At 53.3% G+C, this 26454-nt stretch carries 20 protein-coding genes and 7 tRNA genes; 5 read left to right on the forward strand and 22 right to left on the reverse strand.

Features of this window, described 5'->3' with window-relative positions; all coding sequences use genetic code 11:
* Positions 1 to 61: 61 nt before the first annotated feature.
* From lnt to miaB, 5 genes are all read right to left on the reverse strand, one after another.
* Positions 62 to 1600: an apolipoprotein N-acyltransferase gene (gene lnt, locus ABVN36_RS15240; protein ID WP_001749116.1), complete on the reverse strand. Its 1539-nt coding sequence runs from the start codon at positions 1598 to 1600 to the stop codon at positions 62 to 64.
* Positions 1601 to 1619: 19 nt separating this feature from the next.
* Positions 1620 to 2498, reverse strand: a complete 879-nt coding sequence (corC, locus tag ABVN36_RS15245) for a CNNM family magnesium/cobalt transport protein CorC (RefSeq protein WP_001278615.1) — start codon at positions 2496 to 2498, stop codon at positions 1620 to 1622.
* 157 nt (positions 2499 to 2655) lie between these two features.
* Positions 2656 to 3129 carry an rRNA maturation RNase YbeY gene (gene ybeY / locus ABVN36_RS15250; RefSeq protein WP_000084477.1) on the reverse strand — a complete coding sequence of 158 codons (474 nt, stop codon included), beginning with the start codon at positions 3127 to 3129 and terminating at the stop codon, positions 2656 to 2658.
* Positions 3126 to 4172, reverse strand: a complete 1047-nt coding sequence (locus ABVN36_RS15255) for a PhoH family protein (RefSeq protein WP_001018045.1) — start codon at positions 4170 to 4172, stop codon at positions 3126 to 3128. Before ABVN36_RS15255 ends, ybeY begins: the two co-directional genes overlap by 4 nt.
* 206 nt (positions 4173 to 4378) lie before the next feature.
* Positions 4379 to 5803 (reverse strand): tRNA (N6-isopentenyl adenosine(37)-C2)-methylthiotransferase MiaB, encoded by a 1425-nt coding sequence (gene miaB, locus ABVN36_RS15260; protein WP_001519200.1) that lies wholly within the window; start codon positions 5801 to 5803, stop codon positions 4379 to 4381.
* A 143-nt stretch (positions 5804 to 5946) separates the two neighbouring features.
* On the opposite strand from miaB, the gene ubiF reads away from it, so the two are divergent.
* On the forward strand, positions 5947 to 7122 hold the full coding sequence (ubiF, locus tag ABVN36_RS15265) for a 3-demethoxyubiquinol 3-hydroxylase (RefSeq protein WP_023137862.1): 1176 nt from the start codon (positions 5947 to 5949) through the stop codon (positions 7120 to 7122).
* A gap of 66 nt (positions 7123 to 7188) precedes the next feature.
* On the opposite strand, the gene ABVN36_RS15270 is transcribed toward ubiF, so the two are convergent.
* From ABVN36_RS15270 to nagB, 13 genes are all read right to left on the reverse strand, one after another.
* Positions 7189 to 7764 (reverse strand): hypothetical protein, encoded by a 576-nt coding sequence (locus ABVN36_RS15270; protein WP_023137861.1) that lies wholly within the window; start codon positions 7762 to 7764, stop codon positions 7189 to 7191.
* Positions 7765 to 7899: 135 nt separating this feature from the next.
* A tRNA-Gln gene (locus ABVN36_RS15275) sits at positions 7900 to 7974 on the reverse strand.
* A gap of 43 nt (positions 7975 to 8017) precedes the next feature.
* Positions 8018 to 8092, reverse strand: a tRNA-Gln gene (locus ABVN36_RS15280).
* A gap of 46 nt (positions 8093 to 8138) precedes the next feature.
* A tRNA-Met gene (locus ABVN36_RS15285) sits at positions 8139 to 8215 on the reverse strand.
* Between the two features lie 15 nt (positions 8216 to 8230).
* Positions 8231 to 8305, reverse strand: a tRNA-Gln gene (locus ABVN36_RS15290).
* Positions 8306 to 8340: 35 nt separating this feature from the next.
* Positions 8341 to 8415 (reverse strand) — tRNA-Gln (locus tag ABVN36_RS15295).
* A gap of 23 nt (positions 8416 to 8438) precedes the next feature.
* Positions 8439 to 8523 (reverse strand) — tRNA-Leu (locus tag ABVN36_RS15300).
* Positions 8524 to 8531: 8 nt separating this feature from the next.
* A tRNA-Met gene (locus tag ABVN36_RS15305) sits at positions 8532 to 8608 on the reverse strand.
* 221 nt (positions 8609 to 8829) lie between these two features.
* On the reverse strand, positions 8830 to 10494 hold the full coding sequence (gene asnB, locus ABVN36_RS15310; RefSeq protein ID WP_000337041.1) for an asparagine synthase B: 1665 nt from the start codon (positions 10492 to 10494) through the stop codon (positions 8830 to 8832).
* Positions 10495 to 10783: 289 nt separating this feature from the next.
* The gene (gene nagD, locus ABVN36_RS15315; RefSeq protein ID WP_000153143.1) at positions 10784 to 11536 is read right to left on the reverse strand and encodes a ribonucleotide monophosphatase NagD; all 753 of its coding nucleotides are present in this window, start codon (positions 11534 to 11536) and stop codon (positions 10784 to 10786) included.
* A 46-nt stretch (positions 11537 to 11582) separates the two neighbouring features.
* On the reverse strand, positions 11583 to 12803 hold the full coding sequence (gene nagC / locus ABVN36_RS15320) for a DNA-binding transcriptional regulator NagC (protein WP_000187578.1): 1221 nt from the start codon (positions 12801 to 12803) through the stop codon (positions 11583 to 11585).
* A 4-nt stretch (positions 12804 to 12807) separates the two neighbouring features.
* Entirely contained in the window at positions 12808 to 13962 is a 1155-nt protein-coding gene (nagA, locus tag ABVN36_RS15325; RefSeq protein ID WP_000271186.1) for an N-acetylglucosamine-6-phosphate deacetylase, read from the reverse strand.
* A 59-nt stretch (positions 13963 to 14021) separates the two neighbouring features.
* Positions 14022 to 14822: a glucosamine-6-phosphate deaminase gene (gene nagB / locus ABVN36_RS15330; RefSeq protein WP_001237059.1), complete on the reverse strand. Its 801-nt coding sequence runs from the start codon at positions 14820 to 14822 to the stop codon at positions 14022 to 14024.
* A gap of 326 nt (positions 14823 to 15148) precedes the next feature.
* Between nagB and nagE the strand changes: the two genes are divergently transcribed.
* The 4 genes from nagE to chiQ all read left to right on the forward strand — a co-directional run bounded on the left by nagE (position 15149) and on the right by chiQ (position 21428).
* Positions 15149 to 17101, forward strand: coding sequence for a PTS N-acetyl glucosamine transporter subunit IIABC (nagE, locus tag ABVN36_RS15335; RefSeq protein WP_001023069.1), 1953 nt, complete (start codon positions 15149 to 15151; stop codon positions 17099 to 17101).
* 210 nt (positions 17102 to 17311) lie between these two features.
* Entirely contained in the window at positions 17312 to 18979 is a 1668-nt protein-coding gene (gene glnS / locus ABVN36_RS15340; protein WP_001749115.1) for a glutamine--tRNA ligase, read from the forward strand.
* A 660-nt stretch (positions 18980 to 19639) separates the two neighbouring features.
* A complete protein-coding gene (gene chiP, locus ABVN36_RS15345; RefSeq protein WP_001258803.1) occupies positions 19640 to 21046 on the forward strand; it encodes a chitoporin in 1407 nt (468 codons plus the stop codon).
* A 49-nt stretch (positions 21047 to 21095) separates the two neighbouring features.
* Positions 21096 to 21428: a ChiQ/YbfN family lipoprotein gene (gene chiQ / locus ABVN36_RS15350; RefSeq protein ID WP_000722260.1), complete on the forward strand. Its 333-nt coding sequence runs from the start codon at positions 21096 to 21098 to the stop codon at positions 21426 to 21428.
* 48 nt (positions 21429 to 21476) lie between these two features.
* Here the strand turns inward: chiQ and tcuC are convergent, their stop codons facing one another.
* The 4 genes from tcuC to tcuR form a co-directional block, all read right to left on the reverse strand.
* Positions 21477 to 22781, reverse strand: coding sequence for a tricarballylate/proton symporter TcuC (gene tcuC / locus ABVN36_RS15355; RefSeq protein WP_023138590.1), 1305 nt, complete (start codon positions 22779 to 22781; stop codon positions 21477 to 21479).
* Between the two features lie 50 nt (positions 22782 to 22831).
* On the reverse strand, positions 22832 to 23971 hold the full coding sequence (gene tcuB / locus ABVN36_RS15360) for a tricarballylate utilization protein TcuB (protein WP_000811134.1): 1140 nt from the start codon (positions 23969 to 23971) through the stop codon (positions 22832 to 22834).
* Positions 23958 to 25361: an FAD-dependent tricarballylate dehydrogenase TcuA gene (gene tcuA / locus ABVN36_RS15365; RefSeq protein ID WP_023138589.1), complete on the reverse strand. Its 1404-nt coding sequence runs from the start codon at positions 25359 to 25361 to the stop codon at positions 23958 to 23960. The genes tcuB and tcuA overlap by 14 nt, the downstream gene beginning before the upstream one ends.
* A gap of 97 nt (positions 25362 to 25458) precedes the next feature.
* Positions 25459 to 26385 (reverse strand): tricarballylate utilization LysR family transcriptional regulator TcuR, encoded by a 927-nt coding sequence (gene tcuR, locus ABVN36_RS15370; RefSeq protein WP_000423365.1) that lies wholly within the window; start codon positions 26383 to 26385, stop codon positions 25459 to 25461.
* Positions 26386 to 26454: the final 69 nt, after the last annotated feature.

Here is a 26454-nt window from a genome sequence, read left to right on the forward strand (position 1 = left end):
TGAGGGAAAAAGGAGGATTTTCAGGCCGGATAAATGAAGTGCTATCCGGCCTGGGGAGAGATTATTTCCGTCGTTGTCGCAGACTCATCACTACCGCGCCAAAAGCAAACAGCGCGGTCAGTACCCATAGCGGCCAGTTGCCGGTACGGGCATAGGGAGTTAACCCCGTGGTTGGCGTGACGTGGGTGGTCAGTACCTGGCGTGTGAACTGCGGGATCATCGCCTGGATTTCGCCCTGCGGGCCAATCACCGCCGTAATACCGTTATTGGTACTGCGCAGCAACGGACGCGCCAGCTCCAGCGAACGCATCCGCGCCATCTGGAAATGTTGCCACGGGCCAATGGACTTACCAAACCAGGCGTCGTTAGAAATCGTCAGCAGATAGTCGGTGTCCGGGCGGAAGTTATCCCGCACCTGTTCGCCAAGAATAATTTCATAACAGATTGCCGCCGTCAGCTTATAGTCGTGCGCATGTAACTGCGGCTGGATATAAGGGCCGCGGCTAAAGGAGGACATGGGCAGATCGAAGAACGGCGCCAGCGGACGCAGGATAGACTCCAGCGGAACGAACTCGCCAAAGGGTACAAGGTGATTTTTATTGTAGCGATTGGGCGAGTCATAACTGTATGGATTATCCTTGCCCAACGTAATAATCGTATTGTAGGTGTCGTATCGATTCTGTTTATTGAGACGCGCATCGACAATACCGGTGATCAGCGTGCTATTTTTTTCGCGTAACATCTCGTCCAGCGAACGAAGGAAAGGCTGCTGATTGATTTCGAGATCCGGAATCGCCGACTCAGGCCAGATAATAATCTGTGATTTGCCTAACTCTGGGCGGGTTTCGTTGAGATAAATTTTTAGCGTATTCAGTAGCTGGTTTTCGTCCCACTTCAGCGACTGCGGAATATCGCCCTGCACCAGCGATACCTGGGTCGCTTTGGCCGGTTCCAGCGTAAACCACTGGATATAACGTAGCGGAAAGGGCAAAGCAAACAGAATCACGGCGACAGCCAGCGGACGCCAGTTCCGCGTCGCCAGTGCCAGCGCTAACAGGCCGCTGACCATCATCAGCAGGAAGTTGATCGCTTCGACGCCCATTACCGGCGCCAGGCCTTTTAGCGGGCCGTCGACCTGACTATAGCCAAATTGCAGCCAGGGGAAGCCGGTCAGCACCCAGCCGCGTAAAAATTCGGTGATTTGCCATATTGCAGGCGCGGCGATAGCGACGCGCAGCCAGTTGGTTTTTGGCCACAGGCGCGACAAAATCCCGGCAAACAGTCCGGTATACAGCGAGAGATAAGCTGCAAGCAGCACCACCAGAAAAACGTTAACCGGGCCCGGCATGCCGCCAAACTGCGCGATACTGACATAAACCCAGTTAATCCCGCTACCGAAAAGTCCGAGTCCCCAGCAATAGCCGATGGCGGCAGACTGGAGCGGGCGGCGATTAAACGTTAAGGCCTGCAGCCCGATAAGCGACACTATCGCTGCGGGCCAGACGTCATACGGAGAGAAAGCCAGTGTTCCGCAGGCGCCGAATAATAACGCCAGCAGCAGGCGAATACGCTGGCGTTCAATTAACGAGGCAAATGCCATTTTTAGTCCACTATTGCTGTTATTCGTCCAGTTTTGGCTGGGGCGAGTCATCCGGGATCCTGACATGCACCTGAATAATACGACGACTATCGGCCATCGCCACTTTGAACTGGTAACCATCAATGTCAATGGTTTCGCCGCGGGCCGGTAAATGGCCGAACGCCTGCATCACCAGCCCGCCGATGGTATCGACTTCTTCATCGCTGAAGTGGGTGCCGAAAGCGTCGTTGAAGTCTTCAATCGACGCCAGCGCGCGAATCGTCCAGGTATGGCGGCTAAGCTGACGGAAGTCGATATCGTCTTCTTCGTCATACTCATCTTCAATTTCACCGACAATCAGTTCGAGGATGTCTTCGATAGTCACAAGGCCGGAAACGCCGCCAAACTCATCGATCACGATCGCCATATGGTAACGCTGGGAGCGGAACTCCTTGAGCATACGGTCAACCCGTTTGCTTTCCGGTACGACAACCGCGGTGCGTAACACTTTGTCCATGCTGAAGGCTTCGGCATCGCTGCGCATAAACGGCAGCAAATCTTTGGCCATCAGAATCCCTTCAATGTGATCTTTATCTTCGCTGATCACCGGAAAACGCGAGTGGGCGGACTCGATGATAACATCGAGACATTCGTCCAGCGTCTGGTTGCGTTTCAGGGTAATCATCTGGGAGCGCGGGATCATAATATCGCGAACGCGCTGGTCGGCGATGTCCATTACGCCTTCGAGCATATCGCGCGTATCTTCATCGATAAGCTCGTTCTGCCCGGAATCACGGATCAGCGCCAGCAACTCATCGCGGTTTTTAGGTTCACCGTGGAAAAGCTGGCTGAGTAGCAGGGAAAAAAATCCCTTTTTACTGTTTACTGTGTCACTACTGTGTGAATTGTCGTCGCTCATGGCGTCGTATGGGTTCTCATGTTAGTTAATACAAAGCTCGTCATGCGTATACTCAGCTGTGACGGCATGTTTTGCCTGATGGCGCTACGCTTATCAGGCCTACAAAAGGCATGAATGTAGGCCGGATAAGGCGCAAGCGCCGCCATCCGGCAAGCTACTATTCTGCAATCTTCTCGGCAATGTACGGATCCTCATAGCCCATAGCAAGCATAATCTCCGTTTCGAGAGACTCCATCTCTTCCGCTTCGTCATCGTCGATATGATCGTAACCCAGCAAATGCAGGCTACCGTGCACGACCATGTGCGCCCAGTGCGCCTCCAGCGGCTTGCTCTGTTCCTGCGCTTCCTGCTCCACGACCTGACGGCAAATAATCAGATCGCCCAGTAGCGGCATTTCAATGCCGGGGGGCGCTTCAAACGGGAAGGAGAGAACATTAGTGGGTTTATCTTTCCCGCGGTACGTCAAATTAAGGTCGTGGCTTTCGGCCTCATCCACCAGACGGATTGTGACTTCCGCCTCTTCCTGAAACTGCGGAATAACGCCGTCCAGCCAGCGTTGAAACTGAGCTTCATCCGGCAGGCCCGCGTGGTTTTCACAGGCCAACTGTAAATCGAGGATCACCTGGCTCATTTCTGTTCCTGCTCCTGGGCTTCACGCTTACGCTCTGCCGCCAACGCCGCTTTGCGTTTTTGTTCGGCCTCTTCCCAGGCTTCATAGGCGTTAACAATGCGGGCAACGACCGGATGGCGCACCACGTCTTCGCTGTGGAAGAAGTTAAAGCTGATTTCATCGACTTCCGCCAGCACTTCAATGGCATGACGCAAGCCGGATTTGGTGTTGCGTGGCAGGTCAATCTGCGTCACGTCGCCGGTGATCACCGCTTTCGAGTTAAAGCCGATACGCGTCAGGAACATCTTCATCTGTTCGATAGTGGTGTTCTGGCTTTCATCCAGAATGATAAAGGCGTCGTTTAACGTGCGTCCGCGCATATAGGCCAGCGGCGCGACTTCAATCACATTGCGCTCAATCAGCTTCTCGACTTTTTCAAAGCCGAGCATTTCGAACAGCGCGTCATACAGCGGACGCAGGTACGGGTCCACCTTCTGACTTAAATCGCCTGGCAGAAAGCCGAGTTTTTCGCCCGCTTCCACCGCCGGACGGGTCAGTAGAATACGGCGAATCTCCTGGCGCTCCAGGGCGTCTACCGCAGCGGCGACCGCAAGATAAGTTTTACCGGTACCCGCCGGGCCGACGCCAAAGGTAATATCATGATCGAGAATATTGGCGATGTACTGCGCCTGGTTCGGGGTACGCGGTTTAATCACGCCGCGCTTGGTTTTGATATTAATAGCTTTGCCATAGTCAGGCACGCTTTCCGCGCTCTGTTCCAGCACCCGCGCTTCTTTGATCGCCAGATGAATTTGTTCCGGTTCGATATCCTGAGTCTGGCCGCGCATCGGTGCGGTATCGACATACAGACTTCGCAAAATATCTGTCGCCGCGGTCACGCAAATCGGACGACCGGTCAGTTTAAAGTGATTGTCACGGCGGTTGATTTCAATACCGAGACGACGTTCGAGCTGTTTAATATTGTCATCAAACGGCCCGCAAAGGCTCAACAGACGGGCGTTGTCTGCGGGCTCAAGGGTAATTTCGCGAGTGTCTATATTCAAACTGTTCCTCTTGTGTCTGTATCGCCGGACGCTGAACATTTACCGGCATCTAAGGAAATTATTCACGCCATAGGGAAAAGGCGCAAGCATTGCAATGAAGATGGGGATGAAGAGAGAAAATTGCAAGGCCCGTCGGGCGACAGGCCATGACCAGGAAGCCCGACAGGCGTAGCGCCATCGGGCATTATTGCCTTTCCTGTGCAGGATTAAGGCTGGTAGAATCCTACGCCCAGCTCATTTTCTTTACGGGTACGGGCAATGACGGACTCCGGCGTTTCGGCGACGCGCAGCCCCATTTCATCTTCGGTACGCACCACTTTTCCGCGCAGGGAGTTCGGATAGACGTCAGTAATTTCCACATCGACAAACTTACCAATCATCTCCGGCGTGCCTTCAAAGTTCACCACCCGATTGTTTTCGGTACGGCCAGACAGTTCCATAATGTTTTTACGTGACGTGCCTTCCACCAGAATGCGCTGTGTCGTGCCGAGCATACGGCGGCTCCATGCCATCGCCTGCTGATTGATACGCTCTTGCAGAATATACAGACGCTGCTTTTTCTCTTCTTCCGGTACGTCATCAACCATATCGGCAGCCGGCGTTCCCGGACGCGCAGAGAAGATAAAGCTGTAGCTCATATCAAAGTTGACGTCGGCGATAAGCTTCATGGTTTTTTCGAAATCATCGGTAGTTTCGCCTGGGAAACCGACGATAAAGTCAGAGCTTATCTGAATGTCCGGCCGCGCCGCGCGCAGTTTACGGATGATTGCTTTATATTCCAGCGCAGTGTGGGTGCGCCCCATCAGATTCAACACGCGATCGGAACCGCTCTGTACCGGCAGATGCAGGAAACTGACCAGCTCCGGCGTATCGCGGTACACCTCGATAATATCGTCGGTGAACTCAATCGGATGGCTGGTGGTAAAGCGAATACGGTCAATGCCGTCGATGGCGGCAACCAGACGCAGCAGATCGGCAAAGGTGCCGGTGGTGCCGTCGTAGTTTTCTCCGCGCCAGGCGTTAACGTTCTGGCCCAGCAGGTTGACCTCACGCACGCCCTGCGCCGCTAGCTGGGCGATTTCGAACAGGATATCGTCTGAGGGACGGCTGACTTCTTCACCGCGGGTATACGGTACCACGCAGTAAGTACAATATTTATTGCAGCCTTCCATGATAGAAACGAAAGCGGTCGGGCCTTCTGCGCGCGGTTCCGGCAAACGGTCGAACTTTTCGATTTCCGGGAAGCTGATATCGACCACCGGGCTGCGGTCGCCACGCACGGAGTTAATCATCTCCGGCAGGCGGTGTAAGGTTTGCGGGCCAAAAATAATGTCGACGTAATGGGCGCGTTGACGAATGTGCTCGCCTTCCTGGGAAGCCACGCAGCCGCCGACGCCGATAATCAGATCGGGATTTTTCTCTTTTAACAGTCTCCAGCGACCTAATTGATGGAAGACTTTTTCCTGAGCCTTCTCGCGGATTGAGCAGGTATTCAACAGCAGCACATCCGCCTCTTCCGCCACGTCGGTCAGTTGATAGCCGTGGGTGGCGTCCAGCAGATCGGCCATCTTCGATGAATCGTACTCGTTCATCTGACAGCCCCAGGTTTTAATATGGAGTTTTTTAGTCATCGACTTGCTCTTGCGAAATAGTGGCTGAAAAGCAGGGCGCATAGTGTAATGCTTTGGCGCGGTTGTGACCAGTATGACTGACGTCAGCCCTAATGGGTAAAAAATCCTGTAAACTTGTCTAAAACGTAACAGGATGAATGACCATGACAAATCAACCAACGGAAATTGCCATTGTCGGCGGGGGAATGGTCGGCGGCGCGCTGGCGCTGGGTATGGCGCAGCAAGGGTTTACGGTGATGGTAATAGAACATGCCGCGCCTGCGCCGTTTGTGGCTGACAGCCAGCCTGACGTGCGGATTTCGGCCATTAGCGCGGCATCCGTGGCGCTGCTCAAGGGGCTGGGCGTTTGGGAGGCGGTGCAGGGGATGCGTAGCCATCCTTATCGGCGACTGGAGACCTGGGAGTGGGAAAACGCCCATGTGGTGTTCGACGCCGCTGAACTCAAGCTGCCGCTGTTAGGCTATATGGTAGAGAACAACGTCCTGCAACAGGCGCTGTGGCAGGCGCTGGAAGCGCACCCCGGCGTGACGCTGCGCGTTCCGGCTTCACTGGCGGCATTGCACCGCCGCCGCGATGGTTATGCGCTGGAACTGGCCGACGGCGAATGGGTAACGCCGAAGTTAGTGATTGGCGCCGACGGCGCGAATTCGCAGGTTCGGCAAATGGCGGGAATTGGCATTCATGCCTGGCAATATGCGCAGTCGTGTATGCTTATCACCGTCAAGTGTGAAAATGCGCCAGGCGACAGCACCTGGCAGCAGTTTACGCCAACGGGGCCGCGCGCCTTTTTGCCGCTGTTCGACGATTGGGCGTCGCTGGTGTGGTATGACGCTCCGGCGCGTATTCGCCAGCTACAGAGTTTATCGATGACGCAATTGCAGGTGGAAATTAACCAGCACTTTCCGGCGCGTCTGGGGGCGGTGATGCCTGTCGCGGCGGGCGCGTTTCCGCTAACCCGTCGTCACGCGTTGCAGTATGCGCAACCGGGGCTGGCGCTGGTAGGCGACGCGGCGCATACCATTCATCCGCTGGCCGGTCAGGGCGTCAACCTGGGGTATCGGGATGTTGATGCGTTGATTGATGTGCTGGCGAGTGCCCGTAGCTATGGCGAGTCCTGGGCCAGCCATTCGGTGTTGAAACGCTATCAGACGCGGCGCATGGCAGATAATTTTATGATGCAAAGTGGAATGGATCTGTTTTATGCAGGGTTCAGCAATGAACTGCCGCCGCTGCGTATTTTACGCAATATGGGGCTGATGGCGGCGCAGCGCGCAGGCGTGCTAAAACGTCAGGCGCTGAAGTATGCGTTGGGGTTGTAACCCGTTGAATGCCTTACCCGGTTTGTAAAAACGCTCAATTGCAGGTCGGGTAAGCGTATTGACATCTTACTTTACTGCAAATAAAGCACATAAACCTAATTTCCCTTTGAAATCAATTTCATACCAAGGTGATGCCATTTCAATTGTGTATACGTTGTATTGGCAACGTACTACTTTATGTAACATCAGTAATGTGGAACTCATTGATTTTACAAGAATCGCCAGGGTGATTAATGCGGCGAGAATCCGATACCACGTCAGTGTTGCATGTTGGACATCAAACCACAGAATATAAAAAGTGATGATGTGAAGAATGACTTTGCTGGACAGGGCGCGAATATAGAATCCACGCAGCGCCGTTTTCGAGGAAAACGCGACATTAATCAGCGTGCTTTGTTTTTCTTGCACAGGGATCCCTGGCAGATACACTATCCATTCCGCACTATTCTGGCGTAGCATGACCGCCTTTTTCTGGTGCAGTATATGTAGCCTCATTGACACTGCCACGGGGTAAACCAGACCCAAAATAATCAACCAGGCGGCGCTGGCCGTGATATCAATGAAGGTGAAAGCGCAGAGCAAGACGACCATAAAAAATGTTAATGGCCGCAAAAAGAGATACCAACAAAACTGGTAATTCATTGTGAGGTTACCGAACGATCCCTGTAAGGCTTTATCATAGCGTTTTACTGATAGCAGGGCATTGAGGGGGAAACCTCTTTCGGAATTTATAAACGCAGAAAAGCAAAAAGCTCGCCGAAGCGAGCTTTTTAAAGGTGGCTGGGGTACGAGGATTCGAACCTCGGAATGCCGGAATCAGAATCCGGTGCCTTACCGCTTGGCGATACCCCAATTGTCGTACTTCTTGCGCTCATTAGCAGAGCGTCTTTAAAACTGGCTGGGGTACGAGGATTCGAACCTCGGAATGCCGGAATCAGAATCCGGTGCCTTACCGCTTGGCGATACCCCAAAAAATTATTTTCGAACCGGTCGAATACCTCGACGCGTTCTGAATATGGTGGCTACGACGGGATTCGAACCTGTGACCCCATCATTATGAGTGATGTGCTCTAACCAACTGAGCTACGTAGCCAGATGATTTCTTCGATGGCTGGGGTACCTGGATTCGAACCAGGGAATGCCGGTATCAAAAACCGGTGCCTTACCGCTTGGCGATACCCCAATACCGTCGCGGTGAACCGCAAACTCGAAGAAATATGGCTGGGGTACCTGGATTCGAACCAGGGAATGCCGGTATCAAAAACCGGTGCCTTACCGCTTGGCGATACCCCATCCGTACAACGCTTATCGGTGAATGGTGCGGGAGGCGAGACTTGAACTCGCACACCTTGCGGCGCCAGAACCTAAATCTGGTGCGTCTACCAATTTCGCCACTCCCGCAAAAAAGATGGTGGCTACGACGGGATTCGAACCTGTGACCCCATCATTATGAGTGATGTGCTCTAACCAACTGAGCTACGTAGCCATCTTTTTTCGCGTTACCTTATCGGCGTTGCGGGGCGCATTATGCGTATTGAGCCTTGAAGCGTCAACCTCTTTTTCATCGAAAAACGTCGGAAAGTGTCTGTTTGGTTAGGTTGCGAACAGCGTGGCGCAATATTCGGCAATTATTGGTTATTAATCGTTTTTCCGAAAGTGGTTTGCTATAAAAAAAGAGCCCCTAAGGGCTCTTTCGTCATCGTTAATTTACTGGTACGCCGACTGATGCACGCCGACCGCGCGGCCTGACGGGTCATCCATCGTTTTGAATGCTTCATCCCACTCAATGGCTTTGGCGGAAGAACAGGCCACGGACGGGCCGCCGGGTACGCATTCCGCCGCGCTCGGCACCGGGAACAATTCTTCAAAAATTTCCCGGTACAAGTACGCCTCTTTAGACGATGGCGTGTTGTATGGAAAGCGGAAGCGGGCGGTTTCCAGTTGTTGATCGGAAATCTGTTTCGCCGCCACCTCTTTCAGCGTATCAATCCAGCTGTAACCTACGCCGTCAGAGAATTGCTCTTTCTGACGCCACGCGACGCTTGCTGGCAGATAAGACTCGAAGCACTCGCGCAGCACGTGTTTTTCCATCTTGCCGTTACCGCACATTTTATCCTGTGGGTTGATACGCATCGCCACGTCGAGGAATTTTTTATCCAGGAACGGTACGCGCGCTTCCACGCCCCAGGCGGACATCGCTTTGTTGGCGCGGGCGCAGTCATACATATGCAGCGCCTGTAGCTTACGGACCGTCTCTTCATGTAACTCTTTGGCGTTCGGCGCTTTATGGAAGTACAGGTAGCCGCCAAACACCTCATCGGAACCTTCGCCGGAGAGCACCATTTTGATGCCCATCGCTTTGATCTTACGCGACATCAGATACATCGGCGTTGAGGCGCGGATAGTGGTCACGTCATAGGTTTCAATGTGATAGATAACATCACGAATGGCATCAAGGCCTTCCTGCACGGTGAAGTGAATTTCATGGTGCACGGTGCCGAGGTGGTTAGCCACTTCCTGGGCCGCCTTCAGGTCAGGCGAACCTTCCAGACCGACCGCAAAAGAGTGCAACTGTGGCCACCAGGCTTCGGAGCGCTCCTGATCTTCGACGCGACGGGCGGCGAATTTTTTGGTGATTGCCGAAATAACCGACGAGTCCAGACCGCCGGAGAGCAGCACGCCATAGGGCACGTCGGACATCAGGTGGCTTTTCACGGATTCTTCCAGCGCCTGACGCAGCGCGTTTTTGTCGGTGACGTTGTCTTTTACCGCATCGAACTCAAACCAGTCGCGCTGATAGTACTGACGAATTTCGCCGTCTTTGCTCCACAGGTAGCTGCCCGCCGGGAACTCTTTAATGGTGCGGCAGACCGGGGTCAGCGCTTTCATTTCTGACGCTACGTAGAAGTTGCCGAATTCGTCATAGCCCATATAGAGCGGAATAATACCGATATGGTCACGACCAATCAGATAAGCGTCTTTTTCGCTGTCATACAGGGCGAAGGCGAACATCCCCTGTAAATCGTCAAGGAAATCCGGCCCTTTTTCCTGATATAGCGCGAGAATAACTTCGCAGTCGGAGCCTGTCTGGAACGCGTAACGATCGCCATACTCCGCGCGTAACGTTTGATGGTTATAAATTTCACCGTTCACCGCCAGCACGTGGGTTTTTCTGGCGTTATACAGGGGCTGGGCGCCGGCGTTAACATCAACAATCGACAAACGTTCATGTGCGAGAATCGCGTTATCGCAAGCGTAGATGCCGGACCAGTCCGGGCCGCGATGGCGCATCAGGCGTGACAGTTCAAGGGCTTTTTTACGCAGTTCCGCTGCATCTGTTTTGATATCGAATACGCCGAAAATAGAACACATAGCCTTCTCCGTTAATCTGTTGCGTCGTACTTTTTGTGTTTGCTTGACTAAAAAATGCCGCAAAGGCGTGGAAGGCGCAAGGGGATTACGGTCTGAAAAATGAAAAATGCAATCGTCATTGTTGATTAGTGAAAAATGATTACATATTGCGCGGATTTATTGATGGATCTTCAGTTTTATCGTGGATTAATTGAATTATGTTTTTCCTGATGACGTTTCGCTTATCAGACCTACAATGTTGTTCGAACCGTAGGCCTGAAAGCTATGCGTCATCAGGCAGGGGACAGGTTTAGATAACGTCGATCTCAGCGACGGAAGGGTAAATCCAGCTTGGGCGGAATGGCATACTGTCAATATCATTGATTGTTGATACGCCAGAAAGCACCAGAATGGTCTCCAGACCGGCCTGGAACCCCGCCAGAATGTCGGTGCGCAGGTTGTCGCCGACGATAACGGTCTCTTCCGAGTGCGCCTGCATTTTGTTTAATGCCGCGCGGATGATCCACGGGCTGGGTTTGCCGACATAAAACGGCTTCCGGCCGGAAATTTTTTCAATGCCTGCGCACAGCGCGCCGCAGGCCGGATAAAAGCCGCGACCGTGGGTATCCGGGTTGGTGGCGATAAAGCGCGCGCCATTGGCGACGAAAAATGCTGCTTTATGCATCATGTCCCAGTTGTAGGAGCGGGTTTCTCCAACGATGACAAAATCAGGGTTCACATCGGTAATGGTAAACCCCGCTTTATAGAGCTCGTGAATGAGCGCGCCTTCGCCCACGACATACGCTTTCTTACCTTCCTGACGGCGCAGAAAATCGGCTGTCGCCATTGCTGACGTATAAAACACGCTGTCCGGCACGTTAACGCCAGCGGTAGCAAAACGGTTCGCCAGATCCTGGCCGGTTTGCGACGGGTAATTGGTCAGCAGCACCAGCGGCAGACCTTTTTCCAGAATCCCCGTCAGAAATTCCGCCGCACCGGGTACGGCTACGTTGTCGTGCATCAGCACGCCGTCGATATCGCAGATTACATTCTTGATGGTCATGAACTACCCAGGGAATTTGTGAATAATCCGATACTATAAGAGCGCATCAACTTTCCAGCAAACGTTGCAGCAATGTTCCGTTGAGCATGGCGCGTTTAACTAAGGCAAATGCGCCGATAGCAGAACGGTGATCCAGCGTGGAGCGTACCACCGGCAAATTTTTGCGAAATGCCTTTAACGCCTGCGTATTGATACAGCTTTCGATAGCGGGCAACAGGACTTTATCGGCTTCAATGATCTCGCCGGCAATGACGATTTTTTGCGGATTAAACAGGTTGATAGCAATGGCGATCGTTTTGCCCAAATGGCGACCAACATGCTCAATGACTTCCGAGGCCAGGCTGTCGCCCCGGTTTGCCGCCTTACAGATGGTTTTAATCGTGCAGTCGTCAAGCGGAACACGGCTTTGATACCCTTGTTTAAGCAAATTCAGCACCCGTTGTTCAATCGCCGCATTGGCGGCAATGGTTTCCAGACAGCCGAAATTACCGCAGTGGCAGCGCTCGCCCAACGGCTCCACCTGAATATGCCCAATTTCGCCGACGTTGCCGTTACGGCCAATGAAGATGCGTCCGTTGGAGATAATCCCGGCGCCTGTACCACGATGAACGCGCACCAGAATCGAGTCCTCGCAATCCTGACTGGCGCCGAAGTAGTGTTCCGCCAGCGCCAGGCTACGGATATCGTGTCCCACGAAACAGGTAACGTGAAACCGTTTTTCCAGCGCTTCGACCAGTCCCCAGTTTTCAACCTGAATGTGCGGCATGTAACGAATCACGCCGCTTTCCGGATCGACAAGCCCTGGCAGGATCACCGAGATAGCGATCAATTCACGAATTTTACGCTGACAGCTATCAATAAAGACGGCGATGGTGTTGAGCAGCGCATGTTCCAGCGTCTCCTGGGTGCGCTCCGGTAGCGGATAATGCTCCTCAGCGACCACTTTACTGCTCAGATCGTAGAGCGTTAAAGTGGTGTCATGACGGCCCAGGCGAACGCCAATGGCATGGAAGTTACGGGTTTCCGTGACGATAGAGATAGCGCGGCGGCCTCCGGTAGAGGCCTGCTGATCGACTTCTTTGATCAGCCCGCGTTCAATGAGTTGACGCGTAATTTTCGTTACGCTGGCGGGAGCAAGCTGGCTTTGCTCGGCAATTTGTATGCGCGAGATAGGACCATGCTGGTCAATCAGGCGGTAAACGGCCGCGCTGTTAAGCTGTTTTACGAGATCAACGTTACCTATCTGAGCTTGTCCGCCTGGTGTCATATTCTCACTTACTCAAGTCAACGACCTCGTCACCATTAACGATGGTCTTGATAATTTTAAAATCGTGGGTGAACGCGGTCAGGTTGGCGACTTTACCCGGCGCAATGCTACCGAGATGTTTATCAACGCCGATAGCGCGTGCCGGATAGAGCGTTGCCATGCGCAGCACTTCATCCAGCGCGATGCCGCAATGCGCGACCAGGTTGCGTACGCCTTCAATCATGGTTAAGGACGAACCGCTCAACGTACCGTTTTCATCCACACACAGTCCATTGCGGTAGTATATTGTTTTACCTGCGAAAATGAACTGCTCAATATTGGCCCCCGCCGGTGCGGTGGCGTCTGTCACCAGACAAAGTTTGTCGCCTTTCAGGCGTTTGGCATTGCGAATGTTGGCGTAGTCGACATGCAGACCATCGGCGATAACGCCGCAATAAATATCCGCTTCGTCCAGAACAGCGCCAGCAAGGCCCGGCTCACGCCCTGTAATGTACGGCATCGCATTAAACAGGTGAGTCGCAAAGGTAATCCCGGCGCGGAAGCCCGCTTTTGCCTCTTTTAACGTCGCGTTGGAGTGACCTGCGGAAACCACAATGCCCGCATTCGCCAGTTTAGCGATTACGTCGGCAGGCACCATTTCCGGCGCGAGTGTGACTTTGGTGATGACGTCGGCATTATCGCACAAGAAATCGACCAGCGCAGCGTCTGGTTTACGCACGAAATCAGGATTATGGGTGCCTTTTTTTACCAGATTAAGCCAGGGGCCTTCCAGGTGAAGACCCAGCGCCTGGTGCGGATGTTTTTCCAGGTATTCGCGCATGACGCGAATGCCCTGTTTCATCAATTCGTCGCTGGTAGTGATAAGCGTTGGCAGAAAGTTAGTACAGCCCGATTTTTCATTGGCTTTCTGCATAATTTCCAGCGTTTCAACGCTGACGGCTTCTGCGGTATCGTTAAACTGCACGCCGCCGCAGCCGTTTAACTGCACATCAATAAAACCGGGGGAGAGAATGGCCCCATTCAATGAGCGTTGTTCTATTCCCGGTGGCAGTTCGGCCATCGGACAAACGCGGTCAATCAGGCCATTAGCGACAACAAGCGCATGGTCATCAAGAATTTCGTGACCGGTAAAGATCCGGCCCTGGGTTAAAGCATACATTCTGACCCCCGATATCAAAAATTTACCGCCCCGCATTGACTGGCGGGGCGGAGACAACATTACAGACCTTTAATATTTTCTGCTTCTAATTCATTGAAATATTTCAATGTTTTAACTTTAAGTTCCATTGTGGAAGGCTCATCGCATACCACAACCGCTTTCGGATGGAGTTGCAGGCAGCTAATGGTCCACATGTGGTTGACGTTGCCTTCAACCGCCGCCTGCAGCGCCTGGGCTTTCTGATGGCCCAGCACCAGAATCATCACTTCTTCCGCATCCAGCAGCGTGCCTACGCCTACCGTCAGCGCGTATTTCGGCACCTGGTTTACGTCGCCGTCAAAGAAGCGGGAGTTCGCTACGCGAGTATCATGGGTTAACGTTTTGATACGGGTACGGGAAGCCAGGGAAGACGCCGGTTCGTTAAAGGCGATGTGACCGTCGTTGCCGACGCCGCCCATAAACAGATGGATTTTACCGTAAGAACGAATTTTTTCTTCATATTGACGGCATTCTGCATCGATATCCGGTGCGTTACCGTTGAGAAGATTGATGTTTTCTGCCGGAATATCAACGTGATCGAAAAAGTTACGATGCATAAAGCTGTGGTAGCTTTCCGGGTGCTCTTTCGGCAGGCCAACATATTCGTCCATATTAAAGGTGACCACATGCTTAAAGCTGACCTCGCCCGCTTTGTGCATCTCAACCAGCGCTTTGTACGCCGTTAGCGGCGTGCCGCCGGTAGGCAGTCCAAGGACAAACGGACGATCGGCTGTCGGTTTGAACGCATTAATACGGTTAACGATATGGCGAGCGGCCCATTTGCCAACCTGTTCTGCGGTACTCAGGGGGATCAGTCTCATTCTTCACCTCAATAATCAATGTCAAAATTTGGCGGATCGTATTAAGCGTAACCTGGATATCCAGGGTTCGTGTTCAATCCGTCCTGATTTTTTGAATCATAAAATAAGTTTTCCGTGTTAGCCAGTGGATGGTAGGGGTAATTACGATATTTAGTGATTATAATCACAAAAAACACCCGTTTAATTTGCGAGGCGAATTAATTTTCCACACACTCTGCAGAAGATGATCTCACCGTTCGATTACAGAACATCACGTTTTTAACGTTTGCAGCACAATAAAAAACGGCTTCAAAGAAGCCATATCGGCGTCTCGTAGGGGGAATAAGATGAATATTTTAGGTTTTTTCCAGCGGCTGGGTAGGGCGTTGCAGCTCCCTATCGCCGTGTTGCCGGTGGCAGCGTTGTTGCTGCGATTCGGCCAACCAGATTTGCTGAATATGCCGTTTATCGCGCAAGCGGGCGGGTCTATTTTCGATAACCTGGCGCTGGTTTTCGCTATCGGCGTGGCCTCCAGTTGGTCTAAAGATAGCGCGGGCGCGGCAGCGCTGGCGGGAGCCGTGGGTTACTTCGTCATGACCAAAGCGATGGTGACGATTAACCCGGAAATCAACATGGGCGTGCTGGCGGGGATTATTACCGGTCTGGTCGGCGGCGCGGTTTATAATCGCTGGTCTGGTATCAAACTGCCTGATTTTCTCAGTTTCTTCGGTGGAAAACGTTTTGTACCGATCGCAACGGGCTTTTTCTGTCTGGTGCTGGCCGCTATTTTCGGTTACGTCTGGCCGCCGGTACAGCATGGCATCCATGCGGGCGGTGAATGGATCGTTTCCGCAGGCGCGCTGGGTTCCGGTATCTTTGGCTTCATCAACCGTCTGCTGATCCCCACCGGTCTGCATCAGGTACTGAACACCATCGCCTGGTTCCAGATTGGCGAATTCACCAATGCCGCAGGCACTGTATTCCACGGCGATATCAACCGCTTCTATGCTGGCGACGGCACGGCGGGGATGTTTATGTCCGGCTTCTTCCCGATCATGATGTTTGGTCTGCCGGGCGCCGCTCTGGCGATGTATTTCGCCGCGCCGAAAGAACGTCGTCCGATGGTGGGCGGTATGCTGCTGTCTGTCGCGATCACCGCGTTTCTGACCGGCGTAACCGAGCCGCTGGAATTCCTGTTTATGTTCCTGGCGCCGCTGCTGTACCTCCTGCACGCCATTTTGACCGGTATCAGCCTGTTCGTCGCGACGTTGCTGGGTATCCATGCGGGCTTCTCTTTCTCGGCAGGCGCGATCGACTATGTTCTGATGTATAACCTGCCTGCGGCCAGCAATAACGTCTGGATGTTGCTGGTGATGGGCGTTGTATTCTTTATCATCTACTTCCTGCTGTTCAGCGCGGTTATTCGTATGTTTAACCTGAAAACGCCGGGCCGCGAAGATAAAGTTGATGAGATGGTAACGGAAGAAGCCAACAGCAACACCGAAGAAGGGTTAACGCAACTGGCGACCAGCTATATTGCTGCGGTTGGCGGTACGGACAACCTGAAAGCGATCGATGCGTGTATTACCCGTCTGCGCCTGACCGTGAATGACTCTGCTCGCGTTAACGATGCGGCCTGCAAACGCCTCGGCGCTTCCGGCGTGGTGAAACTGAACAAACAGACCATTCAGGTTATTGTCGGCGCGAAAGCGGAATCGATTGGCGATGAAATGAAGAAAGTGGTGGCGCGGGGACCGGTCGCGGCAGCGTCTGCTGATGCGGCTCACGTTGCGACACCTGCTCCGGCGGCCAAACCCCAGGCGGTGCCGAATGCGGTGACTATCGCTGAACTGGTCTCTCCGATTACCGGTGAGGTAGTGGCGCTGGATCAGGTACCGGATGAAGCGTTTGCCAGCAAAGCGGTCGGCGATGGCGTGGCGGTGAAACCCACCGATAAAACCGTGGTTTCTCCGGCGGCGGGTACTATCGTGAAAATCTTCAACACTAACCACGCGTTCTGTCTGGAAACCGAAAAAGGCGCGGAGATCGTTGTCCATATGGGTATCGATACCGTCGCGCTGAACGGTCAGGGCTTCAAGCGTCTGGTAGAAGAGGGTGCGGAAGTCACGGCGGGTCAGCCGGTTCTGGAACTGGATCTGGACTTCCTGAATGCCAACGCGCGCTCCATGATAAGCCCGGTTGTTTGCAGCAACAGCGATGACTTCAGCGCTCTGGTCATCAAAGCGGATGGTCACGTGGTAGCGGGTCAAACGCCACTGTACGAGATTAAGAGCAAATAATCGCTTCCTGGCCGGATAAGGCGTAAGACGCCATCCGGCGATATCACAGAAAACATAAGCGGCAGAGGGAAACCTTCGCCGCTTTTTTTTACCGCAATTAGCCCCAATATTTTCTGCAAAGCCACTTTTTAAGTAACTAAAGGTTGTCAGTCTGTCCGGCTTATAAGATCATATGCCGTTATACGTTGTTTACGCTTTGAGGAATCCACGATGAGTGAGGCTGAAGCCCGCCCGACTAACTTTATTCGTCAGATTATTGATGAAGATCTGGCGAGTGGTAAACATACCACTGTCCATACCCGTTTTCCGCCGGAGCCGAATGGCTATCTGCACATCGGCCACGCGAAATCTATCTGCCTGAACTTTGGCATCGCGCAAGATTATCAGGGCCAGTGCAACCTGCGTTTCGATGACACCAACCCGGTAAAAGAAGATATCGAGTACGTTGATTCGATCAAAAACGACGTCGAGTGGTTAGGCTTTCACTGGTCTGGCGATATTCGCTACTCTTCCGATTACTTTGACCAACTGCACGCCTATGCGGTCGAGCTGATCAATAAAGGCCTGGCCTACGTTGATGAGCTGACGCCGGAGCAGATCCGCGAATACCGCGGTACGCTGACCGCGCCGGGTAAAAACAGCCCGTTCCGCGATCGCAGCGTGGAAGAAAACCTCGCGCTATTTGAAAAAATGCGTACCGGCGGTTTTGAAGAGGGTAAAGCCTGTCTGCGCGCTAAAATCGACATGGCGTCGCCGTTTATCGTGATGCGCGATCCGGTGCTGTATCGCATTAAATTTGCTGAACACCACCAGACCGGCAACAAGTGGTGCATCTACCCGATGTACGACTTTACTCACTGCATCAGCGATGCGCTGGAAGGCATTACTCATTCTCTGTGTACGCTGGAGTTCCAGGACAACCGTCGTCTGTACGACTGGGTACTGGACAACATCACCATTCCGGTTCACCCGCGCCAGTACGAATTCTCGCGCCTGAATCTGGAATACACCGTGATGTCCAAGCGTAAGCTGAACCTGCTGGTGACCGACAAACACGTCGAAGGTTGGGATGATCCGCGTATGCCGACTATTTCCGGTCTGCGCCGTCGCGGCTATACCGCAGCTTCTATTCGTGAGTTCTGCAAACGCATCGGCGTCACCAAGCAGGACAACACCATTGAGATGGCGTCGCTGGAATCCTGCATTCGCGAAGATCTGAACGAAAACGCGCCGCGCGCAATGGCGGTAATCGATCCGGTAAAACTGGTTATCGAAAACTACCCGCAGGGTGAGAGCGAAATGGTTACCATGCCTAACCATCCGAATAAACCGGAGATGGGCAGCCGTGAAGTGCCGTTTAGCGGTGAGATCTGGATCGATCGCGCAGATTTCCGCGAAGAAGCGAACAAACAGTACAAGCGTCTGGTGATGGGCAAAGAAGTGCGTCTGCGTAATGCCTACGTCATTAAAGCGGAGCGCGTAGAGAAGGATGCCGAAGGGAATATCACCACCATCTTCTGTACCTATGATGCCGATACGCTGAGTAAAGATCCGGCTGACGGGCGTAAAGTGAAAGGCGTAATCCACTGGGTTAGCGCAGCACATGCGCTGCCGATTGAAATTCGTCTCTACGACCGTCTGTTCAGCGTGCCGAATCCGGGCGCCGCGGAGGACTTCCTGTCTGTTATCAACCCCGAATCATTAGTGATTAAGCTGGGGTATGGCGAGCCGTCGCTGAAAGCGGCGGTAGCAGGGAAAGCTTTCCAGTTTGAACGTGAAGGTTACTTCTGCCTTGACAGCCGCTATGCAACGGCCGATAAGCTGGTCTTTAACCGCACCGTGGGCCTGCGTGATACCTGGGCGAAAGCGGGCGAATAAGCACTGCGCCAACAGGCGAATGCTGTAAAAATACCTTGTCAACGCCGCGTTTTGCGGCGTTTTTTCTCTGCATTTCCAAGAGCCTATCCCATTAGGGCTATTTTACTTGCCATTTTGGACCTGGGCAGTGCTCGCCAAAACGCGTTAGCGTTTTGAACGCCGCTAGCGGCGGCCCGAAGGGCGAGCGTAGCGAGTCAATCCTCACGTACTACGTGTACGCTCCGGTTTTTGCGCGCTGTCCGTGTCCAAACTGGCTGCGCCAATAACGCCTGGTGGGATAGGCTCTAAGTCGATTCTCTTTTTTGCGAGGCGAATTAATTATTTTCTGAAAATTATTGATCTGATAAATGATTATTAATCTAAATGTTATAAGCGTCAGGTCAACAGGAGACAATTATTTTCATGCCTATGGAAAACAAGTCAATTTTCTTTCTGGCGGTCTGCTTCCCCCACCAGCAGTCGAATGTAACAGAAAGCAATTAAATATGTGCGGTTGCTCATATTATTACATACTGGTTACAGAAAGAGATTGATAATTCGCATCGCGAAAAATAGTCTATTTAACGTAGTAAATGAGGTTTCTCAGCGCTACTTTTTATTTTTATTTTTTCGCTGTTCGCTTTTGTCGGCAGCAATTTATACGTCAAAGAGGATTAACTTATGCGTACGTTTAGTGGCAAACGTAGTACGCTGGCTCTGGCTATCGCCGGTATCACAGCAATGTCGGGGTGGATCGTTGTTCCGCAGGCGCAAGCCTCCGGCTTTTTCGACGACTCCACGTTAACGGGCGGCATCTATTATTGGCAGCGTGAACGCGATCGCAAAGATGTGACCGACGGCGACAAATATAAAACTAACCTTTCTCATGCGACCTGGAACGCTAACCTGGATTTTCAGTCTGGCTACGCTGCGGATATGTTCGGTCTGGATATCGCGGCGTTTACCGCGATTGAAATGGCAGAAAACGGCGACAGCGGTCATCCAAACGAAATTGCTTTCTCGAAAAAGAATAAAGGCTACGACGAAGACTATTCCGGCGATAAGAGCGGTATCAGTCTTTATAAAGCCGCAGCGAAATTTAAATATGGCCCGGTCTGGGCGCGCGCCGGTTATATTCAGCCTACCGGTCAGACGCTGTTAGCGCCGCACTGGAGTTTTATGCCGGGTACTTATCAGGGTGCGGAAGCCGGCGCTAGTTTTGACTATGGCGATGCGGGCGCGTTAAGTTTTTCCTACATGTGGACTAACGAATATAAAGCGCCGTGGCATACCGAAATGGATAAGTTTTATCAGGCGGATAAAAAAACCAATGTAGATTATCTCCACTCCATCGGCGCGAAGTACGACTTCAAAAATGATCTGGTGCTGGAAGCGGCGTTTGGTCAGTCCGAAGGCTATGTCGATCAATATTTCGCGAAGGCCAGCTATAAATTTGATTTAGGCGGCAATCCGTTCACTACCAGTTACCAGTTCTACGGCGCGCGCGACAAAGTAGACGATCGCAGCGTGAATGATATTTACGACGGTACGGCCTGGCTGCAGGCGTTGACCTTCGGCTACAAAGTCGCGGAAGTGGTTGACCTGCGTCTGGAAGGCACCTGGGTGAAAGCGGACGGTCAGCAGGGCTATTTTCTGCAACGTATGACGCCAACCTACGCCTCTTCAAACGGTCGTCTGGATATCTGGTGGGATAACCGCTCCGACTTTAACGCTAACGGTGAAAAGGCGGTTTTCTTCGGCGCGATGTATGACCTGAAAAACTGGAATCTGCCGGGCTGGGCTGTGGGCGCGTCTTACGTTTACGCCTGGGATGCTAAACCGGCAACCTGGCAAAGTAACCCGGATGCTTACTACGACAAAAACCGCACTATCGAAGAGTCCTCATACAGTCTGGATGCGGTCTATACCCTGCAGGAGGGGCGTGCCAAAGGCACCATGTTCAAACTGCACTTCACCGAATATGACAACCACTCCAATATTCCAAGCTGGGGCGGTGGTTACGGCAACATCTTCCAGGATGAACGTGACGTGAAATTTATCGTTATTGCGCCATTCACTATTTTCTGATGTCAGATGCGGCAGGCTGCCGGTCTGCCGCGCTGTTGAGGAACGACCTATGAAAAAAATTTTACTCATCGCCAGCATGACCGCCGGTTTGACGGCTTGCGCGTCATCACCCGCGCCGGAAGAAGATAGCCGGCTGAAAGAGGCGTACAGCGCCTGTATCAATACCGCACAGGGCTCGCCTGAGAAGATAGAGGCCTGCCAAAGCGTGCTGAATGTCCTTAAAAAAGAGCGCAAACATCAGCAATTTGCTAACGAAGAAAGCGTGCGGGTACTGGACTATCAGCAGTGCATTCAGGCGACGCGCACGGGTAACGATCAGGCGGTCAAGGCTGACTGCGATAAGGTCTGGCAGGAAATTCGCAGCCATAATAACGTGCAATAAAACCCTGCCTTGCCACCCACGGGCGAATGTTTTCCGCCCGTGGTTTTTTCAGGCTTTATTTTCTGCCGCGATATAGCCGCGACTCAGACGTACAAACAGCATCGCCGTCGCGGCAAGTCCACATAACGCCGCGCACATCAGCCACCAGCCGGGCGAGCTTTTATCGCCGGTTAACTTTACCAGCGCGGTAGAGATGGCCGGCGTCAGGCCGCCAAAAATCGCCGTCGCCAGGCTAAAGGCCAGCGAGAAACCAACGGTACGCACATAGACTGGCATCACTTCGGTTAACGCCGCGACCATTGCGCCGTTATACATGCCAAAAAAGAAAGAGAACCACAGCAGTACCAGCGTCATGCGGGTAAAGTCGGGCGCGGCGGTCAGCCACTGCATGACGGGCCAGGTGGTGATCAGCGCCAGCAACGTAATGCCCATTAACACGGCGCGACGGCCAATCCGGTCGGAAATCGCGCCGCCAATGGGTAACCAGATAAAATTGGACACCCCCACTAACATGGTGACGATCAAACTGTCCCGCGCGCTGAGATTAAGCACGGTTCTGCCATAGGTCGGCGTATAAACGGTGATAAAATAAAACGTTATGGTGGTCATCGCCACCAGCAGCGTTCCGGCTGTAATAATGCGCCAGTTTTTGGCGATAGTTGCAAAAATTTCCCTGGTGTCGGGGCGATGCTTGCGTTGTAAAAACGCTTCTGTTTCTTGTAATGAACGACGTAAAACAAAAATCAGCGGAATGATCATACAGCCGATAAAGAACGGAATTCGCCAGCCCCACTCCGATATCGCGTCGTGTCCCAGCGTGATATTCAGGCTATAACCAATCAACGCGGCGACAACGATCGCGACCTGCTGACTGGCGGATTGCCAGCTGGTATAAAACCCTTTATTGCCTGGCGTTGCGATTTCGGACAGATAGACCGAGACGCCGCCTAACTCAACGCCCGCAGAAAATCCTTGTAATAACCGGCCCAGCAGCACCAACGCAGGCGCTGCCAGGCCGATCGTTTGGTAGCCGGGGACGAGGGCGATGAGCAACGTACCGCAGCCCATAATCGCCAGCGTCACCATCAGCCCTTTACGACGTCCGATTCTGTCAATATAGGCGCCAAGCACAATCGCGCCGACGGGGCGCATTAAAAAACCGGAGCCAAAGACGGCAAAGGTCAACATTAATGAGGCAAATTCGCTTTCCGCCGGAAAAAACGTTCTGGCGATATAGGTGGCGTAAAATCCGAACAAGAAAAAATCAAACTGTTCAAGAAAATTGCCGCTTGTCACGCGCAGTATTGCGCCGAACGTGCCGGCGCGCGATGTTGCAGGTGTGTGTTGTGCCATAGGGTTTGCTCTCCACTGTCTTTATTGTTTTATGGGTAAGATGTTGCGGGTCAGTTGCCTGTATCCCCCGCATGTTTTCCGCGTCGCTTCTCAACTGCCCATTTGAGTAAGGCCGCGCAGCGGAAAAATCCGTGGGCGAATTTTCCGTAGGGAAGGGTGAGAAAGAGCGCCATCACCACGCCTAAATGGAGCGCCAGCAGTATGCCCATTCCGCTGGTGTCTCTGCCTGCCAGCAGCGCCAGCCCGGTAAGGCTGGTTAAGAACAGCAGCAGAATAAAGCCGCGATCCATGGGTTTCTGGCGCGCATCGCCATGTAACGGCGACCGCCGCAGATTGAGCCACAGTAGCCCGGCCGGGCCGATAAGCAGACCGATACCGCCCAGCGTGCCGAGCATGACCGGCAGGCTAAAAAACGGGTAGGGCGCTTCCCAACCGGCGACGTAGTGATAGCCCGTCGCCACGACCGTGGCGGCAAAACAGAGCATAAAACCGTAAAAGGTAAAGTGATGAAAGCGACGGCGCAGCAGCGTGAATGCATCGTCCGCTTCGTTACAGCCTTTGCCGTGACCGCCGTCGAGATATTTCAGCGTTAACGCATTGTGCGACGCTTCCGCAATCTCCGCCGAACGCGGTACACCCGGCGAGATCTCACGCCAGAAGCGGATTACGCCCGCCATAAGCAAACCGATTGCCAGCACAAAAACTGAGCCAAACATCCATGCCAGCAGGCTATGCGGAAAAATTTGATAGAAGTCACCGGCCAGCGGCGGATGAATCAGCGACCCTTTCAGCGCCATCGCCAGTAATAAAAAGAGCGTCAGACCGACTATCAGCGCCAGCGCGACGGTGATCCCCGCCCGACGGTATAACGCGCCAAAAGCGGCGGGCTGGGCATACTGTTGATATGTCTCCAGGCGGGCTTGCGCCATCGCTTTCGGCACGTTAATGGCAAATTCATGGGGCGGCGCGTACTGGCACGCGTGCAGGCAGGCGCCGCAGTTATGACATAAATTCGCCAGATAATGAATATCGGCTTTACCGAATTCGAGCCGCTGGGTCATCGCCGGAAATACCGCGCAAAAACCTTCGCAGTAGCGACACGCGTTACACACTTGCATGACGCGTTCGACCTCGGCTTCCGGTTCGGTAAGCACGGTGGCCTCAATGATTAATTTTTCAAGCTGTTTCATGCTGCGCCTCCTTGTGCGCCGCGCGGGCGGCTTCTATTCCCGCAATGCGGCCAAAGGTTGTGCCGATAGACATGCCTACGCCTGCGGTATACCCCTTGCCCAGAACATTTCCTGCCATCATCTCGCCGGCAACAAACAGGTTGCGGCTTGGATGACCGGCAAAATGCACCGCGGCACGTTCATTGACTTTCAGACCCAGGTAGGTAAACGTGATGCCGGGTCGCAGCGCATAACCGTAGTAGGGCGGCGCATCAAGCGGGCGCGCCCAGTGGGTTTTCGCCGGCGTCAGGTTTTTAGTAGCGCAGTCATCAAGCAAGGTATGATCAAAATGACCGGGTTGGCAGGCCTGGTTATACTGCGTGACGGTATGGGTAAATTTTTCCGCGTCCAGCCCCAACTGGCAGGCCAGCTCAGCCAGCGTATTGGCCTGCGCGCCAGGAAAAACCGGCGGCATAAAGTGGCCGATGGCTTTGCTGTCAATAATCGAATAGCCAATTTGTCCTGGCTGTTGAGCCACCAGCCGCCCCCAAATGGCGTAACGCTTCGGCCAGAAATCTTCGCCTTCATCATAAAAACGTTCGGCGTCGCGATTCACGACAATACCCAGCGATACGCAATCCACGCGAGTACAAATACCGCCGTCGTACAGCGGCGCCCTGGCATCAATCGCTACGCAGTGCGACTGGGACGGATCGCCAATGATATCCGCGCCGGCATCCATCATAAATTTGAGTAATACGCCCTGGTTAAAACGCGTGCCGCGAATCAGGAAATTATCCGCGGGCCATTCGCCGCGGGCGTTTTCTCCCCAGGCCTCCCGCAGCCATCCACGGTTTGATTCGAAACCGCCAGCCGCTAATACGCAGGCTTTGGCGGTAATACGTTCGCTACCTGCCAGCGCTGCCACGAATTCGCCGTCATGAAGTTCAAGCGCGTGAACCGGCGTGTTATAGCGAATCTGTACGCCCAGCCGTTCGGCGCTACGGTAATAGGCATTGACGAGCGCTTTCCCGCCGCCCATAAAAAACGCATTGGTGCGCGCAACGTGGAGCGCCCCAGATAGTGGCGGTTGAAAGTTAACGCCATGTTTGCGCATCCAGTCGCGGCATTGCGAAGAGGTGCGAATGACCAGCCGCGCCAGCGCCTCGTTGGTGTTGCCGTCGGTGACTCGCCACAGATCCTGCCAGAATTCCTCTTCAGGATAGCTTTCTACCAGCACATCCTGCGGCGCATCATGCATACAGCGCAGGTTTCGTGTGTGCTGAGAATTTCCGCCGCGCCATTCCCGCGGGGCAGCCTCCAGCAGCAGAACCGATGCGCCCGCTTCCCGTGCGGTCAGGGCGGCGCATAATGCGGCATTGCCTCCGCCTATCACCAGTACATCAACCATCTTATACTCCCGTACCATTTAACTATTTGTTAAATTTGTAATTGAAATGTATACGGATAAATAAGCGGCGCGCTATCAGGTAGCGCTAAACAGGGGTTTAGTAAGCGTAAAGGGTTGCGCCTGGCCATTCACCGGCGTCGACTAACTGACGCATAACTTTGGTAAGGACTACTCTGGCGGCAAGGCCGGCGGGCGTCAGTTCATCATCCGACAGGCTGACTAAAAAATTGGGGCGGCTGAGTACCGGATTATGGACGCCGATCACGCGTAGCGCGTCGTTATCCAGATGAGAAATCGCCGCGCCGGGCTGCAACGTGGCGCCAAGACCGTCGCGCACGGCGCGCATCAACAACGCCAGGCCGTCAATTTCCGCGACGATTTCAACGTTAAGCGCATGTTCCTGGCAGACAGCGTCCAGCCTGCCGCGCAGCCCATGTCCCTGGCTTGGCATAATGAGCGGAATGCCTGCCAGGTGTTCAGGTGTGATCGGGTTATCAGGAAGCGCCGCCAGCAGGGCATGGGAGCCAATCAGAAAAAGCTGTTCTTCAAGGATCGGTCTGGCGCTCCAGCGCAGGATTTTATCTTTTTGAAAGACAACGGCTAAATCAATCTGGCGGGTATTGATCATTCTTTCCAGATTACCGGACAAGCTTTCCACCACATGCAGTCGGACATCGGCATAGTTTTCCTGCATGGCATGGATAAACGGTATACCCAGTATGGAGGCGGTACTGGGGGCCATTCCTACGCTCACATGACCGGAAAGGCGCGCTTCTCTGGCGGCGAGAATCGCGTCGTCGGCATGACGCAGGGCGAGTTGTGCCTGTGAATAAAAGGCCAGCCCGGCGTTGGTTGGCGTTACGCCGCGCGAGGTGCGCTGCAGCAGACGGATAGCAAGCTCGTTTTCCAGACGGGACATCTGTTGACTTAAGGCTGAAACGCCAATATCAAGATCCTGTGCGGCGCTGCCCATACTGCCGGTTTCAATAATACGCACGAAATAGCGTAACTGGCGAAGCTCCATTCCTGCTCTCCTGAGATGCGATAGCGTTTTTTACATTAAATCAACATCAAGCGGCAGGAAAGAGGAGGA

It is taken from the genome of Salmonella sp. SJTUF15581, assembly GCF_043356775.1.
Lineage (GTDB): Bacteria > Pseudomonadota > Gammaproteobacteria > Enterobacterales > Enterobacteriaceae > Salmonella > Salmonella enterica.